Below are 21,882 nucleotides of genomic sequence, written 5' to 3'. Positions count from 1 at the left end.
GCTTCGGCCTCGGCGCCGGGTCGGACCCGGCCGGTTCGGTGCTGGTCATAAGGGGTGATTCTCCTGTCGTGCCCTCTCAGGCTAACCCGACAGAGCGGGATGTCTCACCCAAGGCTGACAGAGAGGGAAGGCAGACATGGGCGATGAGGTGACAGATGATTTTTTCGCAGCTTCTGACTCCATGCGTCCACGTTAGGTGGACAGATAGGGCCTAGGAAGGCCGTCGCCGTCAAAGCCGCCCGATATGCTTTTGCCGTCCGCTTCCGATCCCTCCTAGCTTCGGACCTCAGAGCCGAAGGCCCCATAGGTGGTGGGGCGTTGCACTACCTGATCGGAAGTGGGACATGGCAGCGGAGCGGGAGCCTGAAGAGGCGGAGAACAGAGAGAGCAGCGGCCCCACGAAGGCACAGCTCTTGATCGCGATTCTCACGGCTGTGACGGCGATCGCAGGCTGCGTGGAACAGCTGGCGCGGTAGCGCTAGAACGAAGTGGTGCCGGACGGCAGGGCCATGCGAAACGGGCCCGACCGCCAACAATTCGGCCGGACCCGCTTCGGCAACTCCACGCATGAGCCCGGTCCTGGCTTAGGCCCCAGGGCCGGGCTTCTGCGTCGGAGGTCTATGTGAACCATCTCGGGCTCACTGTCCAGACTCGGCTGGACAACCCGACTTGTACAACCTCTGTTGGCCAAGTCTGTTTGCCACTATAACGGCCTTAGCTCTAGTAAGCCTTAGTGATTCTTAGTAACCATGTAGGAAACTAAAGTTCTGCACCTTCGCCTTTCGCCTGGTCAGAGCCTTGCAACCGCCCCCAACCCACCCCTTACCCCGGCTCCCATCCCGTCTGCCTTCGACCCACACACCGTGGAGCGGTCGTGGTTCAGGGCGTCAAGGTGGAGCGCGCCACTGTACGAACGACCTTGACGCCCTGGGCCGCGACTGCTCGGCTCTGCCTGGGTCGAAGGTGGTCGGGATGGGAGCCCCACGACGCTCACCATGCTCCGGCCGGCACTCGCGAACGGCGCCCCTCCCATCCCGGAGTCTGAGCGCCCCCGCCGGAGGCATCGTCTTGAAGCCGCGGGCTTGGTTCTCGTCTCATGCCCTCGGGCCTATCCAGCGGGCGCGCGTCGGCGGCGGCAGCGCCGAGCGGGCCGAAGGCAGGAGCGCGGGCGCAGCCAGAGCCGGGAAGCGCGCCCGGCGGAGCGGAGCGCAGCCGGGTGCCTTGATGAGGTAGAGAAACCTGTAACAGCTCTCGGTGGCCGGAATCGGCGTCTTGGCACCTCTGCGGGAGCGTGGTGCGGTGGACTCCCGAACCGAGGGGGTAGTAGCCGTGCTGCAAGAGGACTTGGTGGGGAATCGGCCGGGAGATGCGATTCGGAGGAAGCTCGCAGAACTGGAGCCCAACCGAATGAAGAGGCCGTTCGCCCGCTGGTCGCCGGATCGGGAGATACGAAGCTGGGCGTTAGGGCTGGTCGGTGAGCGTACGACTGGCCGGCGCCTGAACACTCTTAGACGACAGGGTCGGCGGGTTCTTCACTCTGTCCAATGGCCCAGTGGGTCGGACATCGATCACCTGGTCAATAGGCCCCTCGGGCGTCTTCACCATCAACTCGAAGTGCCGCCGGGGCAAGACCGTCTGGTACGGCGATCACGCCATTACGGTCAATCGCGCCCCCACCAAGTACATCGTGGTCAGCGAGCACGAGGCTCGACGCACCTCGCGTGCTCTGTCAGACCACTGCGGGTTCCTTGTGCCCGTCCGCCCGGTCATCGCGATCGTGGGCGCGGCCAGACTGTCCGTGAAGAACGCGGCGCCTCCGGTTCTCGTCATCGATGGCGCCAGGGTGCACACAGTCCTCTCCGGGCTCGCACCTGTGCTTCCGCCAGCGCGGGTTGAGCAGATATTCAGCGTTGCCCGCCGGGGCGAAACCTGGGCTGGGCGCTGAGGAGCCCCTACGCGTCAAAGGCGTATTCGAGGATGTACGAAGCGGAGTCAAGGGTCATCTCGTTGACCTCGACGGCACGCCCCTCGTCCGCAAAAGCCGTCCGGCAGATTAGCATGACGGGCGTCCCGGTGGAGAGCTTCAGTTGTTCTGCCTCGTCCGTCGACGGCATGCGAGAACGAATCTCCTCGCGGAAGTGGACCGGCTTGGAGCCGAGTTCAGCGAGCCGGGCGTAGATGCCGCCAGGCCCCGTGTCCTCTTGAGTGATTGCAGACCCGGCTACCAGGCTTGCCGGCAGGTACGACGTGGCGATGAGCACTGGCTTGTCGTCCAGCACGAACCGTCGGCTGCGTACGCACACGGGATCGCCCTGCTCCACTCCCAGCACGTGCGCGACACGCTCCGGGGCGCCCTGTTCGGTGACGCTTACCTGGTCAACGACCAGAGTCCGATCTTCCGTGTCGACGGCCCAAATGGACCGGCCCTCGCCCCACTGTGACTGAGCCAAGCGCTTGATGCCCTGGCGACGCAGCGGGCGGAACGATCGCACGAAGACGCCGGCGCCCTTGCGCGACTCGGCGATGCCCTCGCTTTGCAGAACGCCGAGGGCCTGGCGCGCGGTCATACGGGCCACGCCGTGGCTGGCCATGAGGTCGTTCTCGCCTGGCAGTCGATCGCCTGGGTGGTACCGCCCGGACTGGATGGCGTCTCGCAGCTCATCGGCGATCCGTTGGTACTTCGGCTGCCGCTTGGCGCCCTCGGTGGACATGAGTGATCTCTTCCTCTCCTCTCTAGACAGCCTAGAGCTTTCTTTCACGAAAGAAACGTACGTCCCACGAGCGGAACGTGCTCGTTACGAACCGATGCCCTGAGGTGGCACAACAACACATCTCTAGACAGGTGTTGACGTCTCTAGAGATGAACTGCTTCACTGTAGATGTCTAGAGAGGTTGCCGGTTGGCGGTGACCTCCTGAACAAGGGATGCGCTCATGCCATCTTTCAAGATCGATGTTTCGACCGCTGTCGTGTTCGTGGCGACGCCTCCGACGCCGAAGCTCGTGAGCAAGCAGACCGGGGAGATCGCGGTGGACCGGGAGACCGGTGCCCAGCTCGCGACGGTGGGTCTGCTGATCTCGGACGAGGGGGAGGGCAACCTCTACCAGGTGACGGTGCCGAGCACGGGTGTCCCGGAGAACCTGGTCCCCGGCACCCCGGTCACGGTGATTGGCCTCAAGGCCCGCGACTGGGAGAACACGTTCAACGGCCAGACCCGGCACGGGATCAGCTTCCGCGCGGTGGCCATCACGGCGGGTGTCTGACCATGTCGGACCTGTCCACGGCGATCGAGGTAGCGGGGGCGTTATCGGCCGCCGGCGGCCTCGGCTACGCGAAGGTTCGGTCTCCTCGGGTGTTCTGGTCGCTGGTGGGTGCCCCGGTTGCCCGGGTCCGCTTCTCGGTGACGTACCGGGCGACGATGGATGTGTGCGGGCTGACGGTTCAGCCGTCGCGCCTGCGGGCGTTCATGGTCCGTAATGTGGCCCGTCAGGAAGTGCAGCCGGTTCCGCCGAGGGTCCGCCGGGTCCGCTACTCCTCGACCGGGATGCGGGCGACGCTGCGTCTCCCGGCCGGCCTGGAACCCGCCGACGTGTCCGCCGCCTCCGAACGGTTGCGCCACGCCTGGGGCGTCCACTCCGTGCATGTGGTGGAGGTGAAGCCGGGGTTCGTGGAACTGCGGATGACCGGCTATGACGTGCTGCGCCGGGTGAAGATGCCCCGCCGCCTGCCCCGTACCACCACCGCAGGCCCGCTGGTGGTCCCCGTCGCGCTCCGGGAAGACGGCACGGCGTTCGTCCGCGACTACCAGAAGATCCCGCACGCCCTGACGGTCGGGGCGAACCAGTCGGGCAAGTCGATGTATCAGCGCAACCTCATCTCCGGGCTGGCCAAGCGCCCGGTCGGTCTGGTCGGGATTGACTGCAAGAGGGGTGTGGAACAGGGCGGTTATGCGCCTCGGCTCTCCGCCCTGGCGGTGACCCCGGACGAGGCGGACGGGCTGCTGGAAGCCCTCGTGGGTGAGATGGAAGAGCGCTTCGACCTTCTCAGCTCTCACGGTGTCCCGGACATGTGGGGCCTGCCGGCGAAGGTGCGGCCGGTGCCGCTCGTCGTCCTGGTCGATGAGGTCGCGGAACTCTTCCTTGTCGCCGCGAAGAAGGACGAGGAACGCCGGGACCGGATGGTGATGCGCATGATCCGGCTCGCGCAGATGGCCCGTGCGGTCGGGATCTTCCTGGAGGTCTGCGGCCAGCGCTTCGGCTCCGACCTCGGTAAGGGGGCGACCGCGCTGCGTGCCCAGCTCACCGGGCGTGTGGTGCACCGGGTCAACGACAAGCAGACCGCCGAAATGGCCCTGGGCGACATCGCCCCGGAAGCGGTCTTCGCCGCGACCACCATTGCCCCCGACCGCCCCGGTGTTGCGGTGGCCGGGGATGCCTCCGGCGGCTGGTCCCGCATCCGAACCCCCGCCATGACCCCGGCCGACGCGGTCGCCGTCTGCCAGGAGTATGCGCACCTCACCCCGCACCTCGCCGCTCTGGCACCCTTCCGGCCGACCGTTCACACCGCCTCGGCCCCGGCCGCGCCGCTGCTGAAGCCGGTCCCGGTTACCGAGTAGCACCCCGCTCTTCCCGGTCGGCGTGACCGTCTTGCGCCAGGTCCCTACCCCGCCCATGCCCGGAACCGGAAGGAACCCCCGCCATGGCACCTCGACGGACGACCCCCAAGCCCCCGCCCGTGGTCGAGAACGGTGACTGCAAGCCGTGCGGCGGGACCGGCAACGTCCCCACCACCGTGCGCGTCGGCCGCAAGCGCCGCCCGGTCGGACAGCAGGACGGCCTGTGCCTGAACTGCTTCGGCACCGGAACCGAACCCAACGCCTGACCCCCTCCGCTCCGGGTGCCGGGCGGCGACCACCCGCATCCCGCCCGGCCCCGGCACCACCACAGATTGGAGGTGACCACCATGCCCCGCACCATCCGCCCGGACGCCGTGCTGGTTCAAGCCGTCATCGCCGGTGCTCTGTCCTTCTCACACCTGCATGACCTGGCCGACGCTGCCGGACAGGACGGCTGGAAAGCCTGGGCCTACCCGATCAGCGTGGACCTGCTCCTGGTCGCCGCCTGGCGCCGAATGCGCACAGCCGCGGACAACGGCCCGGCCTGGGTCTGGTTCGTCATCGCCCTGGCCGCATCCCTCGGCGCGAACATCGCGACCGCCGGAATGCTCGACCTGGACAACGTCCCGCCATGGCTCCGCATCCTCGTCGCCGGCTGGCCCGCCCTCGCCTTCCTCGGCGGAACACTCCTCGCCCACACGCACACCGCCACCCCCACCGCTCAACCGGCGGCGACAGAAGCGCCGTTGACCGCCTCGGCACCCGAGCCCGTCACGGTCGAGCGCGAGCCCGACCCGGCCCCGGACTCTGCGCCCGAACTCCCGCCTGTCACGGCTCCGACGGCCCCCGAACCTGTCCCCGCCCCGGAACCCGTTGCGGCACCGGCGCCTGTCCCGGTGACTGTTCCGCCGGCGTTGCTGGACCACGCGCGGAAGGTCGCTGACACCCACCACGCCACGACCGGCAACCGGATCGACACCGCGACCCTGCGCGCACGCCTCGGCGTCCCCGCACCGCTCGCCGACGCCATCACCGCCCAACTCGCCTGATCAGAAGGGATCTCGACTCATGGCCCTGTTCAACTTCAATCGCCCCGCCGACTACGTCGACGCCGCCCGGGAGATGGCCGCCACCGGCCGCCCCACTCTCGCCCGGCTTCTCGCCGAGGAAGCGGCCGACCGCACGACGGACCCGGCAGAGGCCGACCGTATCCGCGCCGAGTTCCCCGGCAACACCCTCCGTCAGGAGGACTGACCATGCCGCGTCCCAACCGCTTCACCGACGTGATCCGTATCGGCCCCGTCCAGGTCGGCACCCACCACGACGGCCGGGGCCGTACCAAGCACACCGCCGCCTGCACCGCCCCCGGCTGCAACTTCTCCGCCAACTACCACAACCGCTCCGCCGCCGAACTCGCCGCCCGCACCCACCGCTGCAACCCCTGACAGGAGGAACCGTGTTCACCCCCAAGATCCCGCCCCCGGACACCGCGCCCATCACCTCGTCGACGCCCCTCGCCCGACCGCTCACCGGCATCACCCACACCCCCGCCTGCACCTGCCACCACACCCCCGCCCCGGCCCCGGTCGCTCCGTCCACCCGGCCGACCGTCCGGCTGACCCCGGGCTCCCTGATCCTCGCCGCCGCCGGCGGGACCGCCATGGTCCTGATCATCGGCACCGTCCTGGTCTCCATGCTCCTGGCCACCGCGATCACCGCCGCCTCGGTCGCGATCTGCGCCGTAGTCCTGCGCTCGCTCCTCAACAACAAGGCCCGGTGATCGGCATGGACCTGTCCATCGTCGCCGCAGCGTTACCCGCCCTCGGGTGGGCTCTGCACGGCAGCCTGCTCACCCACCGCCTGTCCACCGCTCGACGCGACCCGCTCACCGGCCTGCACACCCGAACCGGCTGGACGGCCCGCGCCGAACGCATCGCCACCCGCTCAGCCGACGCCGCCGCCCTGCTCGTGGACCTGGACGACTTCAAGGCCATCAACGACACCTACGGCCACTCGGCCGGCGACGCCGTCATTGCGGCCACCGCCGCACGGCTGACTGGCTGGGTCTCGGGCCATGGGATCGCGGCCCGTCTCGGGGGCGACGAATTCGCCGCCATCATCACCGACCCCGCCCGCACTCCCGGCTTGGCCGCGCTTCGCGAAGCGCTGCACCGCCCCGTCGCCTATGGCGGGCTGACGGTCCCGGTCGGCGCCTCGGTCGGTGTCTGCCACCTCGCCGACTTGCCCGCACGCACCCTCACCGACGCTCTGTCCGCTGCGGACTCGGCCATGTACGCGGTCAAGGGACGCGGCCGACGCAACAACACCCCGCGCGCTCGCTCTTAACGGCCCCCGGGGCGGCCTCAACCGCCAAGTTTCCGCCGCCCCGGGCGCCTTCCCACCTTCCAGATCCAACGGACCCGAAAGGGAGACATCATCATGCCCCAGCGGACCCTGCCCCGGCCTATCTGCGGTCACTGCGACGGCTTTCCCACTGTCGCCATCACCACCGGCACCCGCACCCCGGCCGGCGAGCACCGCACGATCACCGCCGACTGCCCCGCCTGCAACGGCACCGGCCACACCCTCCCCGCCGCCCGCACCCACGCCCGGATCGGGGCGTGAGCGTCATGGCCGACCTGACCCCGACCCCGGACCGCCCCGGCCTCCACATCAGCAAGCCCTCCCCCAACGCCCCCGCCACCGGGTCCGCGGTCTGCCACTGCGGGGCCTCTGCCACCGCCACGGGCGACGCACAGGTCAAGGCACTGGTGGAGGGCTACACCGCCAACCACGGCCCCGCCCACCGCAACGGGGGTACCCGCCGATGAGCACCGACACCCCTCGTGTGCTGGACCTGTTCGCCGGCCCCGGTGGCTGGTCCCAGGGCTTACGCGCCCTGGGCGGCCGGGAGATCGGGTTGGAGATCGACGCGGCAGCCTGCGCCACCCGCAACCAGGCTGGTCACCTCACGATCCGCACCGACGTCGCCGCCTACCCCACCGCGCCCCTGACCGGAAAAGTCGTCGGGCTGATCGGGTCGGCCCCGTGCCAGCCCTTCAGCACCGCCGGCCTCGGTGCCGGACACGACGACATGCACCTGTGCCACCAAGCCCTGGACGACCTCGCCCGCGGCACCGACACCCGCCCGCTCCTGCACACCGCCTGCACCGACCTCCGCTCCCTCCTGGTCGCCGAACCGCTGCGCTACGCCCTCGGCCTCCACCCAGAATGGGTCGCCCTGGAAGAAGTCCCCGCAGCACAGCCCCTCTTCGAGCACATGGCCCGCATCCTGCGCACCCGTGGCTACTCGACGTGGGTCGGCATCCTCAACGCCGCCGACCACGGCGTCCCCCAGACCCGCCGCCGCGCCGTGCTGATGGCCTCCCGCACCCGCACCGCGACCCCGCCCGAGCCCACCCACGCCGAGACCGCCCAACCCGAAAGCCTCTTCGGACCGGGCCGGCTGCCCTGGGTGTCCATGGCCGAAGCGATCGGCTGCCCCGCGGGAGACGTCATCACCCGGGGCAACCACACCTCCGGCGGCACCCGCTTCTCCACCACCGCCCCGGCCTGGGCCCTGACCGGTAGGGCCCGCTCCTGGACGCTGCGCGTCGGCAACCGCCCCCGCTCCACCCGCCGCACCCTCGACCGCCCCGCGCCCACCCTCCTGTTCGGCCACGCCCTCAATGACGTGTCCTGGTACGACGACCACGGCACCGCCGTCCGCCGCCTCTCCGCCACGGAAGCGGCCGTCCTCCAGGGCTTCCCCGCCGATTACCCGTGGCAGGGGTCGCGGACCAAGCAGTTCGAGCAGATCGGCAACGCCGTCCCACCGCCCCTGGCCACCGCCATCCTCACCGGCCTCGGCGCAACCAACACCGCCACCGCTGGTCTGGAGGTGGCCGCGTGAACGACACCGCCACCATGGCGGGCCTCGACCCGACCACCCTCACCGACCTTCTGAGGATGGCCGGGTCTCCCGGCTTCGACCGCCTCACCGAACAACTCCGCCGCACCGGCGGCTGCTCCCAACCCATTCACCTCACCGGCGCCACCAAGACCATCGACCGCGCAACCGGCACCCTGCTCCACCACTACGCGACCGACAACGAGCCCGGCGGACGGTTACGGATCGCCTGCGGCAACCGCCGCGCCTCCCGCTGCCCCGCCTGCGCCTGGACCTACGCCGGCGACACCTACCACCTCATCCGCGCCGGCCTCACCGGCGACCCCGACAAAGGCACCCCACACACCATCCGCGACCACCCCCGCGTCTTCGCCACCCTCACCGCCCCCTCGTTCGGCCCGGTCCACAACCGCCCCGGCAACCGGCCCTGCCGCTGCGGCACCCACCACCCCGACAACGCCCCGGAACTCGGCACACCCCTCGACCCCGACCGGTACGACTACGCGGGCGCGGTGCTCTGGAACAACCACGCCTCCGACCTCTGGCGCTACTTCACGATCTACCTCCGCCGCGAAATCGCCAAGCGTGCCGGCCTCACGCAGAAAGCCGCCCGGGAACAGTCCAAGGTGTCCTTCGGGAAGGTCGCCGAGTACCAGAAACTCGGGGCCGTTCACTTCCATGCGGTGATCCGCTTCGACGGGCCCGAAGGACCGGACGCCCCGCCCCCGGCCTGGGCCACCCTCGCCCTGCTGGAAGACGCGATCCGGGCCGCCGCCGCTCGCGCTGAAGTCACCGTTCCCGCGAACGAGGAAGCCGGCTTCCCCTCGGAATGGGTGCTGCGCTGGGGCACACAGCTCGACGTCCAGCCCATCCGCGCCTTCGGCAACGGCGAAGACCTCACCGAACAGGCCGTTGCCTCCTACGTCGCCAAGTACGCCACCAAGGCCGCCGAAACAACGGGCACCGTTGATCACCGGATCGGGAACAAGGAAGCGCTGATCCTCCTCGACGTGCCCGAGCACCCCCGCCGGCTGATCGAAGCATGCCTCGACCTGCACCACGCCTACCCGGACCGCAAGCTCCGCGACTGGGCCCACATGCTCGGCTTCCGCGGCCACTTCTCCACCAAGTCCCGCGCCTACTCCACCACCCTCGGCGCCCTCCGACAGGTACGCGCCGACTACCGCGCCGCCGAACAACGAGCATCCCTCGGCCTCCCCGACCCCGACGACCACCCGGAAGCGACGACGCTCACGCTCGCGCACTGGGCCTACGCCGGCAACGGCCACACCCCCGGCGAATCCTGGCTCGCCGCCAACATCCACCGCGACATCCAACACAACCGCGAAACCGCCCGCGAACACCGCGCCGAACTCATGGACCAACTCGCCCTGGAAGGAACCGACGCATGACCACCGCCACCGCCGAACTCCTCACCGTGCCCCAGGTCATGGCGCGGCTGAAGCTCGGACGCTCCACCGTCTACGACCTGATCCGCTCCCGCCGACTCGTCTCCATCACCATCGGCCGGGCCCGGCGCATCCCCGCCGACGCCGTACGGGACTTCATCGTCAACGAGATCGAGGAAGCCGCCTGATGCCTCCCCAGCGCAAACGCAACCCCAACGGCGCCGGCACCATCACCAAGCGCAAGGACGGCCGCTATCAAGCCGCGGTCTACGTCCTCCAGCCGGACGGCACCCGCGCCCGCAAGTTCGCCTACGGCAAGACCTGGGCCGAGTGCGACACCAAGCGCCGTGACCTGCTCGCCAAGGTGGACCAAGGCGTCCCCGTGCCCACGCGGTCGGCCAAGCTCTCCGAGTGGCTGCCGTACTGGCTGGAGAACATCGTCAAGCCGCGCCGCAAGCGGACGACCTACGCCAAGTACGAGACGCCCATCCGCCTCTACCTCGTACCGATGCTCGGCTCAAAGCGGCTCGAATCGTTGAGCGTCGCAGACGTCCGGCGCTTCCTCGTCCGTCTGGAACAGACGACCACCGCAGCGACCGCCAAGGAATCCCACCGTGTCCTGCGTACCGCGCTGACGGCGGCCTGCCGGGAAGAACTCGTCATGCGGAACGTGGCGACCCTCGTGGAGCCGCCTTCGGCCGAAGCGCGAGACCTCTCCCCCTGGTCGCTGGACGAGACCCTGTCCTTCCTCACCGCGGCCCGTAAGGACCCGCTCTATGCGGCCTTCGTGCTCGCCATCGCGCTCGGCTTCCGCCGCGGTGAAATCGTCGGCCTCCGGTGGGAAAACGTGGACCTCGACAAGCGGGAGATCCGGGTTCGCACTCAGCGACAGCGTGTCCGCGGTGAGGCGTACGAGGACGATCCCAAGGGGCGCCGCAGGAAACAGACGCTCCCCCTCCCCGCCCTCTGCATCGCTCCGCTCCGATGGGAACGGCTGCGGCAGGCTGCTCGGCGTGAGGCTGCCGGTGATCAGTGGGAGGACACGGGATACGTCTTCACCACCCGCACAGGCCGGCCGATCGAACCCCGCAACCTGTACCGCTCGTTCACCCGCGTTGCCGCGACCGCCGGCCTTCGGGTGATCCGCCTGCACGATGCCCGCCACGGCTGCGCGACCCTGCTGACCGCTGCCGGCGTCCCGCCCCGCGTCGTCATGGAGATCCTGGGGCACAGTCAGATCGCGGTCACGATGAACATCTACGCCCACGTCGTCCAGGACACGCAGCGGGAGGCCGTGAGCCACCTGGACCGGATGTTGAAGCGGCAGCGTCCCGACCGTGGGTGATCGTGCCCGTTGATGTCAGAAGTGGATGTCAAAGACCCCCAGCCATGATCGGCTGGGGGTCTTTGTGCTGGTGGGCGCGGACGGTTTCGAACCGCCGACATCTGCTTTGTAAGAGCAGCGCTCTACCCCTGAGCTACGCACCCGTGGATGAGGCAACAGGTTACATGCATCACGGCACATGTCGACAATCGGTCATCCAGGGGCCGAAGCCGGGCCGAAGCCGGGCCGAAGCCGGACCCAGCCTGATCGTGAGCGGGGCCGAAGCCGATCGTACGGCCGGGCCGGGCTCGGGTCGTACGGGGGCTACCCCCACCCCAAGACGGTAGCCGACCGGATCGTCGGGCCGGCGGGCGCTGCGTACCGTAGGGGCATCGCAAGACGCGCATCGCAGCGCCGGCCCAGGGGGACCTGATCACCATGACCATCCGTAATCGCAGCGTTCTCGTGGCCATCGGGGGCACCGCTCTGCTCGTCGGGGCGCTCAGTGGGTGCGGGAGCACGGATGTGGAGGACGCGCCCGTCGAGCACATGTCGTTCGCGTACGACGGGAAGGCACTCACCATCGATGCGGAGAACTCCACCGTGGAGGTCGTCCCCGCCGATGTGGACAAGATCGAGGTGACCCGGCGGGTCGACGGCTGGGTCATGTTCGGGACCGGGCCCGACCCCGTGTGGAAACTGGAGGGGAACACGCTCACGCTTCGGGTGAAGTGCAAGGCCATGATCAGCGACTGCGAGGCCCGGCACGAGGTGAAGGTGCCCCGGGGGCTCGCTCTCACCGTGGACGCCGACAACGGCAAGGTCACCGCCTCCAAGTTCACCACGCCGCTCAAGCTCTACTCGGACAACGGCGGGGTCGTCGTACGGGACGTCAGCGGGCCCCTGGAGCTGAAGAGCGACAACGGGTCCGTCCTGGCCGAGCGGATCTCGGCCCGGTCCGTGGTGGCCCGGTCGGACAACGGTTCCGTGAAGCTCGGCCTCAGCAAGGTGCCGGATCTCGTGGACACCGTCAGTGACAACGGGCGCATCACCATCGACCTTCCCGCCGGCGAGACCCGGTACGCCGTGTCCGCGACCGCCGACAACGGGCACGTCTCCGTGGACGTGCCGCGCGGTGACGACAGCAAGCACGTCGTGAAGGCCCACAGCGACAACGGTGGCGTCTCCGTGCGGCACGCGGACTGACCTCCCCGCGCAGACAGACGCCGCACCGCACGACACCACGCCACCTCACACGACACCGCGCCGCACCGCACGATGCCACGTCCGCCACGTCCGCCACGTCCGCCACGTCACACGACACCGCGCCGCAACGCCGAGTCACCGCTCCCGGCGCGAACTAACCGGCCCGTGTGTTCGTTCTTACCTGGTGGGAGAATGTACCGGGCAAGGCGAAACGGCACGGGAGAGGCATGTGACGGCGACACACGCGCAGCCGCAGGCGGGAGCGGGCGGGCAGGGAGCGGGTTCCGTCGTCGGAGCGCCCGGAACGCCCGGAGCCCCCGGAGCGATCGACGTGACCGGGGCGCGTGTGGGGCGCGGGCGGCACCGTTCGCTCGGGCGCGACGTCCGTGACACCTGCCTCCTCGTCCTCGCCCCCCTCCCCCTCCTCGCCGCCGCTCTCCCCCTCGCCGTCGCCGGTGGGGGGACGCGGCGGTGGTTCGGGGGGCGTGGGGAGGGGCAGCGGGCCGAGGCTCAGGCGGCCAAGGATGCGGCCGCCGAGGCGTTCTACGAGCTCGACACCGCGCAGCGCGACCTTCAGATCTCCATCGAGACGATCACCGCCGTGGACAGCTCGCCGGCCGCCCGCAAGGCCGTCGACGACTTCGCCGCGCTCGGACAGCGCATCGACGAGGCCAGTCACGCCTACATCACCGCCGTCGACGCCCACGACCTCGACCGGGACGATCTCGACCCGGCCGTCGCCTCCCGGGCCCGGACCGAGCTGTCCTCCGCCAAGGACCAGCTGGTGCGCGTCAAGGGCGACCTGGAGCGGTTCGCCGCCGGGCTCGGGCCCCTGCTCGGGAGTGCCGAGACACAGCTCGCCCGGCTCGCCCCGGCCGTCGAGCGGGCGCGACAGGCGCTCCTCGCCGCGAGCAATGCTCTCGATTCGGTGCGGGCGTCCGGGCTGCGCGCCGACGATCTCGCCGCCCGGCTCGCCGCCTTGGCCCCCGAGCTGACCAAACTCAATCAGGGTGCCGGGCGCCACGGCGTGCCCGAGACCCTTCAACGTGCCGACCAGGTGCTGCGGGACGCCGAGGCCGTGCGGGCGGAGGCGGAGAAACTGCCCGAGCGCGCCGCCGAGATCGACCGCCGACTGGTGTCCCTGCGTACCCGGGCCCAGGCGCTGACCACCCGGTCCGCGTCCGTCGAGCCGGTGCTCAGCGAGTTGCGGCGGCGGTTCTCCGCCGCCTGCTGGCAGGACCTCCAGCCGGTTCCCGAGCAGGCGGCCGTCAACGTGCGCCAGGCCGAGGAGAAGCTCAAGGAGGCCGCCCGCGCCCGCGATGAGCAGCGCTGGGCCGACGCCACCTCGCGGCTGAGCACCGTGCGCGCCCTGCTCAACGCCACGGACGAGGCGGTGTCCGCCGCCGGTGACCGGCTGCACCGGCTCGACCTCGTCGCCAAGGACCCGGAGCAGGAGATCCAGCGGACCCGGTTCGCGATCCGTGACGCCCAGCGGCTGGCGATGGCCGGGCGCCACACCCCCGAGCCGCGGCACGCCCGCCCGCTGGACGACGCGGTGGCCCGCCTCGACCAGGCCATCACGGGCCTGGAGGGTCGCCACCCCGACTACTGGCACTTCCTCACCGTGACGGAGGGCCTGCGGCAGACCGCCGCCCACGTCGTCGCCGAGATCCGCGAAGAACGCGGGGCCGGAGCCAACTGAGCCCGGCCCACTGCGGATAACCTGGACCCATGCCTCGTTACGAGTACCGCTGCCGCTCCTGCGGAGACACCTTCGAGCTCAGCCGTCCCATGGCCGAGTCCTCCGACCCCGCCTCCTGCCCCGCCGGGCACGAGGACACCGTGAAGCTGCTCTCCACGGTCGCCGTGGGCGGCTCGGCCGGTTCCGGTTCCGGTTCCGGCCCCGCGCCCTCGGCTGGTGGCGGTGGTGGCGGCGGCTGCTGTGGTGGGGGCTGCTGCGGCTGAACCGGCGCCCCCGGGCCCCGAACCGACCGCTACCGCTCCCACTACCGCACCAACCGCTACCGCACCGACTACTACCGCACCGACCGCTACCGCACCAACCGCTACCGCACGGACCACTACCGCACCGACCGCTACCGCTTGCGCGACAGTGTCAGGCCGTCCGAGACCGTCAGCAGCACGCTGTCCATGCGGGTGTCGGCCAGCACGTGGTCGTTGAAGTCCTGGATGTCCTTCGCCGCGCCCGTGGCGTGCGGGTCGGTCACGCCGCCGTGGAACAGCACGTTGTCCGTGGTGATGACGCCGCCCTGGCGCATCCGGGGCACCAGTTCCTCCCAGTACGCGATGTAGTTGCCCTTGTCCGCGTCCAGGTAGGCGAAGTCGATGTGGGGCTCCTGCGGCATCGCGCGCAGGGTGTCCAGGGCGGGGGCGATGCGCAGGTCGATGCGGTCGGCGACGCCCGCCTTCTCCCACGCCGCACGGCCGTACGCCGTCCACTCCTCCGAGATGTCGCAGGCGATCAGCCGGCCGTCGGCGGGCAGCGCCTGGGCCATCGACAGGGCGGAGAAGCCGGTGAAGGTGCCGACCTCCACGATGTGCCGGGCCCCGGTCAGCCGTACGAGGAAGGCGAGCAGCGGGCCCTGTTCCTCGGCGGACTGCATGCCCGCCCGGTCGGGCAGCTCGGCGTAGGTGGTCTCCACGAGTTCGCGCTGTACGGCGTCGAGCGGCGGGTTGTGCGCCAGCATGTACGCGTACAGCTCGTCCGTGATCTTGGTTTCGTTTCCCTTGGTCATCGCGCAACTCCCTGGTCGGCCGCATGTCCCCCGGCGGGCGGGAACGGCGTGACTGTAGTCGTCCACCCCGGCCCGTACGAGCGCATTCTCGCGGCGCGTCGGGAGGCCGGCCCCTACGTCACAGCCCCGCCGCCCGCACGAAGCGGCGCAGGATCTCCTCGCCCGCGGTCACGCCCCGCTCGGCGGTCGCCTCGATGTGCGGGGCGCTCCAGCCGGCGTCGGCGAGTTCGCCGTGGCCTGGGCGCCAGCCCCGGTCGGCGGCGAGCAGCAGGTCGGCGTCCAGGAGTGAGTCACCGGCGGCGAGGGTGCGGGTGGCACCGGTACGGCGGGCCACCTCGCGCATGGCGGCGCTCTTGGTGAGCGGGCGCGGTACGGCGTAGATCTTGCGGCCCTGGAGCGATACGGTCCAGCCGCGCGGCTCCACCCAGGCGGCCAGCTCCGTCATCCAGTCCGGCGGCAGTTCGGCGCGGTCCACGACGAGGTAGGCGAACAGGTCCTCGGCGACCCGTTCCTTGAGCAGCCACGCGGGGTCGGCGGCGGAGACGAGGTGGGCGCGGACCTCGGCGAGCGAGGCGCACTCGTCGGAGAGCCGGCGGGCCACCGTCCGCTGCCAGTCCCGGTCGGACTCGCCGTTCACCAGGATGTGGCCGCCGTTGGCGCAGATCGCGAACTCGGCCGGGGCGCCCGGGAGATGGATGCGGTGGTACTGCTCGCGGGTGCGGGTGGTGGTCGGTACGAAGACGGTGGACGCGGCGCCGGTCAGGCCGGCGAGCAGCCCGGCGGCCGTCTCCGTGACGTACGAGAGGGGCTTGTGGTCGTACACCTCGACGCACAGGAGCCGGGGGGCCCGGGCGTCCTCCATGGTGAGCTGGAGGGCGGCGGCCGAGTAGATGAGGGTGCGGTCGAGGTCGCTGGCGATCAGGGTCACCGGGGTGTCGGTCACGCGGACTCCACCGCCTTGCCGTCGGCGCCGGTCGCCCCGCGCGTGTACTTGGGGTGGATGAGCCCGACGCAGGTGTACGGGAGCGAGTCGACCTCCTCGACCGGTACGCCGCGCTGCTCGGCCAGCAGCCTGATGTGCTCCAGGTCCGGGCCGGCGCCGCGCCGGGCGAGGATCTTCCACGGGACGCGGCGCAGCAGCACGCGGGTCGTCTCGCCGACGCCGGGCTTGACGAGGTTGACGTCGTTGATGCCGTACTCCTCGCTGATGCGTTCGACCGCCGCCCAGCCCTCCCAGGTCGGGGCCCGGTCCGCGGTCAGCGCCTCCTTCACCTCGGCGTCCACGGCGTCCGCGACCTCGTCGAAGCGGTCGGTGACGGTGTCGAGGAAGAGACCGGAGACGTCGGAGCCGGCGAGGTCGCGGTAGAACTTCGCGCCGTGGAAGTCGTGCGGGCCGACCAGGTCGGCGCGCAGGACGGTACGGGAGATGAGCCCGGAGACCGTGGAGTTGAGGCAGGCGGAGGGGATGAGGAAGTCCTCGCGGGTGCCGTACGTACGCACGCAGCCGCCCGGGTCGGCCAGCACCGCGATCTCCGGGTTGAAGCCCTCGGCTCCCTCGGCCTTCTCGAACTCCACGATCGCGGCGGCCAGTTCGCGGGTGATCGCGCCCTTGCCGGTCCAGCCGTCCACGAACACGACGTCGGCCGGGTCGTGGTGGGCGGCCAGCCAGCGCAGCGCGTTGGCGTCGATACCGCGTCCGCGCACGATCGAGACGGCGTAGTGCGGCAGCTCGATGCCGTGCCGTACCCGGGCCCAGCGGCGCATCAGCACGCCGACCGGCGTACCGGCCCGGGCGAGCGAGACGAGCACCGGGCGCGGGCCGCGCTCGGCGAGGACCGTCTCGGTGACCGTGCCCACGGCGCGGGCGATCCGGGCGGCCGAGATGTCAAGGGCGGCCTTGAACAGCTCCTGGTACTGGGCGGACGGCTGGTACTCGACGGGCAGCGACTCCGCGTAGTGCGCTCCCCCGCTCTGTATCGCCTCCTCGCGCTCCTCCGTGGGCGCTTCGAGGCGGGTGTCCGAGAGGTCCTGGAGCAGCCAGCCGACCTCGTCCGGTGCGTACGAGGAGAAGGCGGGGCCGCGAAGGGGCTCGGGCAGCAGCATGTGGGGGTCTTCCTGCCGTTCGGAGGCGGGCGGGAGGGCGGGGGCGGCGGGCGCCGGCGGTATGTACGAGGGGACCACCGCGAGCAGGACCTGCCCGGTGTGGGCGGCCAGCTGGTCCAGGAGGCCGCCGGGTGCGTGCAGCGCCGGGGTGTCGGCGGCGGAGTCGACCACGGCCACCACGGCGTCGAAACCCGCGCCCGCCACGTTGTACGCGTAGCGCTCGCCGGGTCCGTCGGCCGGGTCGTCGTGGGCCGGGAAGACCAGCTGGGTGCGTATCGCGTAGCCCGGGTCGTCCACGGCCAGGACCGGGGAGCGGGTCGTCGTGGAGTAGCGGACCTCGCCGTCCGTGCGCTCCTCCAGGGCCGTGGCCAGGCGCATCGGCGCGTACATCAGCTCCTCGAAGCCGAGGACCAGGACGCGGCGGGGTGCGTCGCCCAGGGCCTCGGAGATGCGGTCCGCCAGGGCGGGCAGGGCGGGCTCCAGGAGGGCGCGGTGGGCCGGGGCGAAGCCGTGCCGGCCGCCGTCGGGCACGCCGGCGGGCCACGGGAGGTCGATGCGCGTGCAGGTGCGCGGCGCTTTCGGGAGCTGCTCCTCGATGCGGCCCCCGGCCCCTCGCAGCGCCTCCCGCTCCTGCTCGGCTATCAGCGCCTGCCCCTTCGCCAGGACGTCGTCCGGGAGGCCGACCGTGCCCGTGGTGCGGACCACGAGGTCGACCCGGGCGCCGATCTCCGCGGCGAACTCCGCGAGCCGCCCCCGGTCGGCCGGGGAGCGCATGTCGACAAGGGCCACGATGACGTACCGGTCGCGGGGGTAGCGTTCGTGCAGGGCGCGGATCGTGTTGAGGACGGTGTTGCCGGTGGAGAACTCGTCGTCCACCAGCACCAGCGCCGAGTCCGGCGAGCCGCCCCCGCCGCGCCCGTCCGCCGCCAGCAGCCCCGGGTCCTCGGGGAGCAGCAGGTGCGAGGTGGCGTGCGAGTGGGACTCCTCGAAGCCGCCCGCCCGCGCCACACCGGGCACGGGCCGGCGGGTCGAGTGGAGGTAGGGCGCGTCGCCGAGGCCGTCGGCGACCGAGTGGCCGAGGCCGGTGGCCGTCTCCGCGTATCCGAGCACGACCGCCTGCCGCGCCCCGTCCTCGCCCAGCAGGTCGCGCACCCGGCGGCCGAGGTCGAATCCGGCGGCGTACACCACCGAGGGGCGCTGCGGCACGTGCTTGCCGAGCACGTTGGACACGAGCAGGTGTGCCCGCTTGGGGTTGCGCCGCAGGGCGAGGCCCAGCAGCTCGCGCAGTTCCCCGTCGCCCACCAGCTCGACGCCCAGTCGCTCCGCGACCCAGCTACCCGACCACACCACGTTCGCCGTCTCTTTCCACTCGTCCGTCACACCCGGTGCCGCTTTCGGCGCCGGTGTCCCTGTCCGATCGTCCCGCCGGTCGTACTCACTCCGCGAGGCAGGCCGCCAGCAGGTCCACGAAGCCGACGTCCTCACGGGCCACGCCGAAGACCTTCGCGCGCAGCAGGGTCCTTTCGGCCCAGGCCCGGTGCGGCTTCACCTCGTTCATCTTGTTCGTGTACGCGGAGCGCAGCACCCCGCCGCCGTTGCTCTCGGGCCGCAGGATGTCCTGGGCGTCGCTGAACTCCTCGTGGCTGACCACGGACAGCGCGTGCACGGGGGCGACGTGCGAGGGGTGGATGCAGGTCTTGCCGAGCAGGCCGTTGGCGCGGTCGAGCTCGATCTCGCGGAGCAGTCCGTCCAGGTCGTGCGCGATGAGCGCGGTGCGCAGTTCGTCGGCCCGGTTCTCCTGGAAGGGGCTGCGGCGCAGCTGCGGCTTGAACATGCGCTCCTGGCGGGGGAAGTACTCCCACACGGGGCCGGTGACCGTGAAGCCGGTCCCGTCGGCCCGGCCGAGGACGTTGACGACGTCGGCGATGACGCCGGCGACGATCCCGACGTCGTACGCCGTCATGTCGGGCGCGCGCCGCAGTCCGTACGCCGAGCAGAAGTCGGTGACGCCGAGCCGCAGTGCGAGCACCTGGTCGCGGTGGGCGTCGACGGTCTCCGCGATCGCGTGCAGGATCTCCCGGCGGGTCTCCAGGTGCAGCAGCTCGGGCGATTCGAGCACGGGCATGGCGAACAGGCGCCGGCCGGCGGCGGCCTCGGCCCGGGTCAGGGCCTCCAGGAACGGCACGCCACGCTCGCGCGTGAACTTGGGGAGCACGAATCCGGACAGCAGCCGGGCGGTCGTCCCGAGGCGGCGCACCAGGTCGGTGATCTGTCCCGGTTCGCGGACCCGGATGAAGAGCAGCGGCAGATCGGCGCCGCGTGCGTCGAGGTCGGCGAACTGCCGGACCAGGTTCTCCTCGGCCCCGACGACCTCGCAGTCGTCGATGGAGTCCTCCAGGCACAGCACCATGGAGACGACCCCGCGCCCGGCCAGCTTGACGATGTCGTCGGCGAGCCGGGGCCGGGTGGCGGGGCTGTAGAGCGTGGCGCCCAGGGCGGCGGAGAGGAGGGGGCTCGGGGAGTCGGCGTCGAACACGCAGGGTTCCTGGAAGAACAGCCCGTCCTTCGCAGCAGCTGCAATATGCCCGAAATGACGCATGCATTCCCCCCGTACTCTCTGACCGACCGGACAACGTGTGGCCGGTAATAGTACGTACGGACGAGTGTCCACGGTTCCCTGCCCATATGAATTCGGGGTGGCTCACCCGTTTCGCGGGGGTTTCGAAGGGGACGGACGGGACGATTCCGGTCCGCCGCCGGGACGCGGGCCTCGACCCCCACGTTGTCCGCACGGGCGGCCAGCAGGCAGGATGACCGGCATGACGCACGCGATGGTGAAAGGCTCGAACGTCCCCCTCGACGCCATGGCCGTACGGGCCGTGCTGCGCTGGACGCCGGGCGCCGGGGTGCCCGATGTGGACGCGTCTGCCCTGCTGCTCGGCGCCGGCGGCCGCGTGCGCTCGGACGAGGACTTCGTCTTCTACAACCAGCCCCGTCATCCCTCCGGCCTGGTGCGCCGGCTACCGAAGCGGAGCCTGCCCGAGGGCCTGACGGACACCATCGAGGCCGATCTCAACACGCTCGACCCCTCGGTCGACCAGGTGGTCATCGCCGCGTCCTCGGACGGGGCCGCCTTCGAGCACGTACGCGACCTGCGCATCCTCATCTACGACGCGGCTGCCGCGGCCGGCGGCGAGCCCCTGGCCGTGTTCGACGTGCGCGCGGAGACCGGCGAGGAGACCGCGATCATCTGCGGCGAGCTGTACCGGCGCGGCGACGGCTGGAAGTTCCGGGCCGTGGGGCAGGGCTACCCGACCGGTCTCATCGGTCTCGCGACCGCCTTCGGGATCTCGGTCGACGAGGGGGAGCCCGAGCCCGAGCCGCAGACCCCGTCGCAGCCCCAGCCGCACCAGCAGCAGCCCCCGCAGCCGCAGTACCGGCCGGAGCCGGTGCCGCCCGCTCCCCCGTTCCCCCCGGCGCCGGCCCCCGTGCCCGACTCGCAGGCGACCGTGCTGCACCAGCAGCCCTCGTACGGCTATCCGCAGCCCGCCCCGGCCCCGCAGCCCTCGTACGGCTATCCCCAGCCGGCCTCCGCGCAGCCCGCCTACGGCTACCCGCAGCCCGCCCCGGCGGCCGCGCACGCGCCCGACCCGAATTTCGTGCTGCCCCCGCAGGGGCCGCAGTTCATACGGCACTAGGTCCGGGACTTGTAGCCGCGTCCCCACTGCATGCCGAAGCCGTACATCCGGTCCAGCTCCGACTGGAAGCCGTACACGAACTTCACCTCGCGGCGCACCACCAGCTCGTCCTTGACGTTCTCCACCGTGAACACCGCGCAGGAGCGGGCCTGCGGGGCGCGCTCGTCCAGATCGATCTCGATGCGCGGTCCGTTGCCCGGGTAGAGCGTCACCTTGGCGTGCGTCCGGTCGAAGGCCGGTGTCTGGTCGTAGATGTAGACGAACACCATCAGCCGCTTGATGTTCTCGCGCTTGTCGAGGTTGACGTAGAGGGTCTCGCCCGAGGGAGCCCCGAAGCGGTCGTCGCCGCTGAGCCTGATGTAGGGCGGCCCGTTCAGATCGCCGAGCAGGTCGCCCAGCGGCTGCACCACGCCCTTGGTGCCGTCGGTCAGCTCGTACATGCAGCCGAGGTCCAGGTCGACGTTGACGACGCCCTGGGTGTGGGCCTGCACGGCCTCCGGCTGGAAGAGCTTGAAGGGGTGCAGCAGCCGGCCGCTCTGGCGGGCGCGGCCCTCGATGTCGGAGGTGCGCATCCGCCAGGAGAGGTTGACCCGGAGGTTGCCGCTGAGCGCGCCCTGCTTGGTCAGCGAGACCGTGGCGTGCCGCCGGGTGAGCACGATGGAGTTGGTGGCCGCGTTGCCCGACTCGAACTGCGACTCCCGCCCCGGCCACAGGTTGTCCCAGAACGCCATCCCGACCCCCACCTCTCGGTCCTGCTCCAGCCGTCGCACGCGGCGCACGCGACGCACGCACCACTGCGGGGCGGCTCCGGGCCGCCTCCGGGCCTTACCCGGAGCCGCCACCGTACGAGCCGCCCCGCTCA

Annotated in this window: 24 protein-coding genes and 1 tRNA gene; 18 read left to right on the top strand and 7 right to left on the bottom strand. The window is 70.8% G+C overall.

All coding sequences use genetic code 11. The features are described 5' to 3' along the window. Nucleotides 1-1,952: 1,952 nt before the first annotated feature. The gene (locus E6P78_RS25130) at nucleotides 1,953-2,711 is read right to left on the bottom strand and encodes a GntR family transcriptional regulator (protein WP_136205906.1); all 759 of its coding nucleotides are present in this window, start codon (nucleotides 2,709-2,711) and stop codon (nucleotides 1,953-1,955) included. A 221-nt stretch (nucleotides 2,712-2,932) separates the two neighbouring features. Between E6P78_RS25130 and E6P78_RS25125 the strand changes: the two genes are divergently transcribed. The 14 genes from E6P78_RS25125 to E6P78_RS25060 all read left to right on the top strand — a co-directional run bounded on the left by E6P78_RS25125 (nucleotide 2,933) and on the right by E6P78_RS25060 (nucleotide 11,278). Further along, a complete protein-coding gene (locus E6P78_RS25125; protein WP_018554023.1) occupies nucleotides 2,933-3,262 on the top strand; it encodes a hypothetical protein in 330 nt (109 codons plus the stop codon). Between the two features lie 2 nt (nucleotides 3,263-3,264). After that, a complete protein-coding gene (locus E6P78_RS25120) occupies nucleotides 3,265-4,614 on the top strand; it encodes an FtsK/SpoIIIE domain-containing protein (RefSeq protein WP_136205905.1) in 1,350 nt (449 codons plus the stop codon). Nucleotides 4,615-4,697: 83 nt separating this feature from the next. Continuing rightward, entirely contained in the window at nucleotides 4,698-4,880 is a 183-nt protein-coding gene (locus E6P78_RS25115) for a hypothetical protein (protein ID WP_136205904.1), read from the top strand. Between the two features lie 81 nt (nucleotides 4,881-4,961). Further along, nucleotides 4,962-5,663: a DUF2637 domain-containing protein gene (locus tag E6P78_RS25110; protein WP_136205903.1), complete on the top strand. Its 702-nt coding sequence runs from the start codon at nucleotides 4,962-4,964 to the stop codon at nucleotides 5,661-5,663. A gap of 19 nt (nucleotides 5,664-5,682) precedes the next feature. After that, nucleotides 5,683-5,868, top strand: coding sequence for a hypothetical protein (locus E6P78_RS25105; protein ID WP_136205902.1), 186 nt, complete (start codon nucleotides 5,683-5,685; stop codon nucleotides 5,866-5,868). Nucleotides 5,869-5,870: 2 nt separating this feature from the next. Then, nucleotides 5,871-6,059, top strand: a complete 189-nt coding sequence (locus tag E6P78_RS25100; RefSeq protein WP_136205901.1) for a mobile element transfer protein — start codon at nucleotides 5,871-5,873, stop codon at nucleotides 6,057-6,059. Between the two features lie 11 nt (nucleotides 6,060-6,070). Further along, the gene (locus tag E6P78_RS25095) at nucleotides 6,071-6,394 is read left to right on the top strand and encodes a SpdD protein (RefSeq protein ID WP_136205900.1); all 324 of its coding nucleotides are present in this window, start codon (nucleotides 6,071-6,073) and stop codon (nucleotides 6,392-6,394) included. Between the two features lie 5 nt (nucleotides 6,395-6,399). Continuing rightward, complete coding sequence (locus E6P78_RS25090) at nucleotides 6,400-6,960, top strand: GGDEF domain-containing protein (protein WP_136205899.1); 561 nt, start codon at nucleotides 6,400-6,402, stop codon at nucleotides 6,958-6,960. Between the two features lie 93 nt (nucleotides 6,961-7,053). Further along, nucleotides 7,054-7,239 (top strand): hypothetical protein, encoded by a 186-nt coding sequence (locus E6P78_RS25085; RefSeq protein ID WP_136205898.1) that lies wholly within the window; start codon nucleotides 7,054-7,056, stop codon nucleotides 7,237-7,239. 5 nt (nucleotides 7,240-7,244) lie between these two features. Next, on the top strand, nucleotides 7,245-7,445 hold the full coding sequence (locus tag E6P78_RS25080; RefSeq protein ID WP_136205914.1) for a hypothetical protein: 201 nt from the start codon (nucleotides 7,245-7,247) through the stop codon (nucleotides 7,443-7,445). After that, entirely contained in the window at nucleotides 7,442-8,527 is a 1,086-nt protein-coding gene (locus E6P78_RS25075) for a DNA cytosine methyltransferase (protein ID WP_136205897.1), read from the top strand. The genes E6P78_RS25080 and E6P78_RS25075 overlap by 4 nt, the downstream gene beginning before the upstream one ends. Beyond that, entirely contained in the window at nucleotides 8,524-9,936 is a 1,413-nt protein-coding gene (gene repSA, locus E6P78_RS25070) for a replication initiator protein RepSA (RefSeq protein WP_136205896.1), read from the top strand. Before E6P78_RS25075 ends, repSA begins: the two co-directional genes overlap by 4 nt. Then, a complete protein-coding gene (locus E6P78_RS25065) occupies nucleotides 9,933-10,121 on the top strand; it encodes a helix-turn-helix domain-containing protein (RefSeq protein WP_136205895.1) in 189 nt (62 codons plus the stop codon). Before repSA ends, E6P78_RS25065 begins: the two co-directional genes overlap by 4 nt. Further along, on the top strand, nucleotides 10,121-11,278 hold the full coding sequence (locus E6P78_RS25060) for a site-specific integrase (RefSeq protein ID WP_136205894.1): 1,158 nt from the start codon (nucleotides 10,121-10,123) through the stop codon (nucleotides 11,276-11,278). The genes E6P78_RS25065 and E6P78_RS25060 overlap by 1 nt, the downstream gene beginning before the upstream one ends. A 68-nt stretch (nucleotides 11,279-11,346) precedes the next feature. On the opposite strand, the gene E6P78_RS25055 is transcribed toward E6P78_RS25060, so the two are convergent. Further along, a tRNA-Val gene (locus tag E6P78_RS25055) sits at nucleotides 11,347-11,421 on the bottom strand. A 274-nt stretch (nucleotides 11,422-11,695) separates the two neighbouring features. Here E6P78_RS25055 and E6P78_RS25050 point away from each other — a divergent pair. From E6P78_RS25050 to E6P78_RS25040, 3 genes are all read left to right on the top strand, one after another. Continuing rightward, a complete protein-coding gene (locus E6P78_RS25050) occupies nucleotides 11,696-12,463 on the top strand; it encodes a DUF4097 family beta strand repeat-containing protein (protein WP_136205893.1) in 768 nt (255 codons plus the stop codon). Between the two features lie 331 nt (nucleotides 12,464-12,794). Next, complete coding sequence (locus E6P78_RS25045; RefSeq protein WP_136205892.1) at nucleotides 12,795-14,165, top strand: hypothetical protein; 1,371 nt, start codon at nucleotides 12,795-12,797, stop codon at nucleotides 14,163-14,165. Between the two features lie 29 nt (nucleotides 14,166-14,194). Beyond that, the gene (locus tag E6P78_RS25040) at nucleotides 14,195-14,428 is read left to right on the top strand and encodes a zinc ribbon domain-containing protein (RefSeq protein WP_136205891.1); all 234 of its coding nucleotides are present in this window, start codon (nucleotides 14,195-14,197) and stop codon (nucleotides 14,426-14,428) included. Between the two features lie 131 nt (nucleotides 14,429-14,559). Here the strand turns inward: E6P78_RS25040 and E6P78_RS25030 are convergent, their stop codons facing one another. The 4 genes from E6P78_RS25030 to E6P78_RS25015 all read right to left on the bottom strand — a co-directional run bounded on the left by E6P78_RS25030 (nucleotide 14,560) and on the right by E6P78_RS25015 (nucleotide 19,921). Then, nucleotides 14,560-15,219, bottom strand: a complete 660-nt coding sequence (locus E6P78_RS25030; RefSeq protein WP_136205890.1) for an O-methyltransferase — start codon at nucleotides 15,217-15,219, stop codon at nucleotides 14,560-14,562. Between the two features lie 118 nt (nucleotides 15,220-15,337). Further along, complete coding sequence (locus E6P78_RS25025; RefSeq protein WP_136205889.1) at nucleotides 15,338-16,162, bottom strand: HAD family hydrolase; 825 nt, start codon at nucleotides 16,160-16,162, stop codon at nucleotides 15,338-15,340. Further along, complete coding sequence (locus tag E6P78_RS25020) at nucleotides 16,159-18,702, bottom strand: phosphoribosyltransferase (protein ID WP_136205888.1); 2,544 nt, start codon at nucleotides 18,700-18,702, stop codon at nucleotides 16,159-16,161. Before E6P78_RS25020 ends, E6P78_RS25025 begins: the two co-directional genes overlap by 4 nt. Nucleotides 18,703-18,757: 55 nt before the next feature. Further along, nucleotides 18,758-19,921 (bottom strand): HpcH/HpaI aldolase/citrate lyase family protein, encoded by a 1,164-nt coding sequence (locus E6P78_RS25015; protein WP_136205887.1) that lies wholly within the window; start codon nucleotides 19,919-19,921, stop codon nucleotides 18,758-18,760. Between the two features lie 220 nt (nucleotides 19,922-20,141). On the opposite strand from E6P78_RS25015, the gene E6P78_RS25010 reads away from it, so the two are divergent. Continuing rightward, nucleotides 20,142-21,020 (top strand): TerD family protein, encoded by an 879-nt coding sequence (locus E6P78_RS25010; RefSeq protein WP_136205886.1) that lies wholly within the window; start codon nucleotides 20,142-20,144, stop codon nucleotides 21,018-21,020. Here the strand turns inward: E6P78_RS25010 and E6P78_RS25005 are convergent. Further along, nucleotides 21,017-21,751 carry a Tellurium resistance gene (locus E6P78_RS25005; RefSeq protein ID WP_136205913.1) on the bottom strand — a complete coding sequence of 245 codons (735 nt, stop codon included), beginning with the start codon at nucleotides 21,749-21,751 and terminating at the stop codon, nucleotides 21,017-21,019. The two genes, E6P78_RS25010 and E6P78_RS25005, sit on opposite strands and share 4 nt — an antisense overlap. Nucleotides 21,752-21,882 lie beyond the last annotated feature (131 nt).

Source organism: Streptomyces sp. A0958 (assembly GCF_004795035.1).
Classification (GTDB): Bacteria; Actinomycetota; Actinomycetes; order Streptomycetales; family Streptomycetaceae; genus Streptomyces.
Note: the sequence above shows the minus strand (reverse complement) of the source record. Positions and strands in the feature narration are given on the sequence as shown.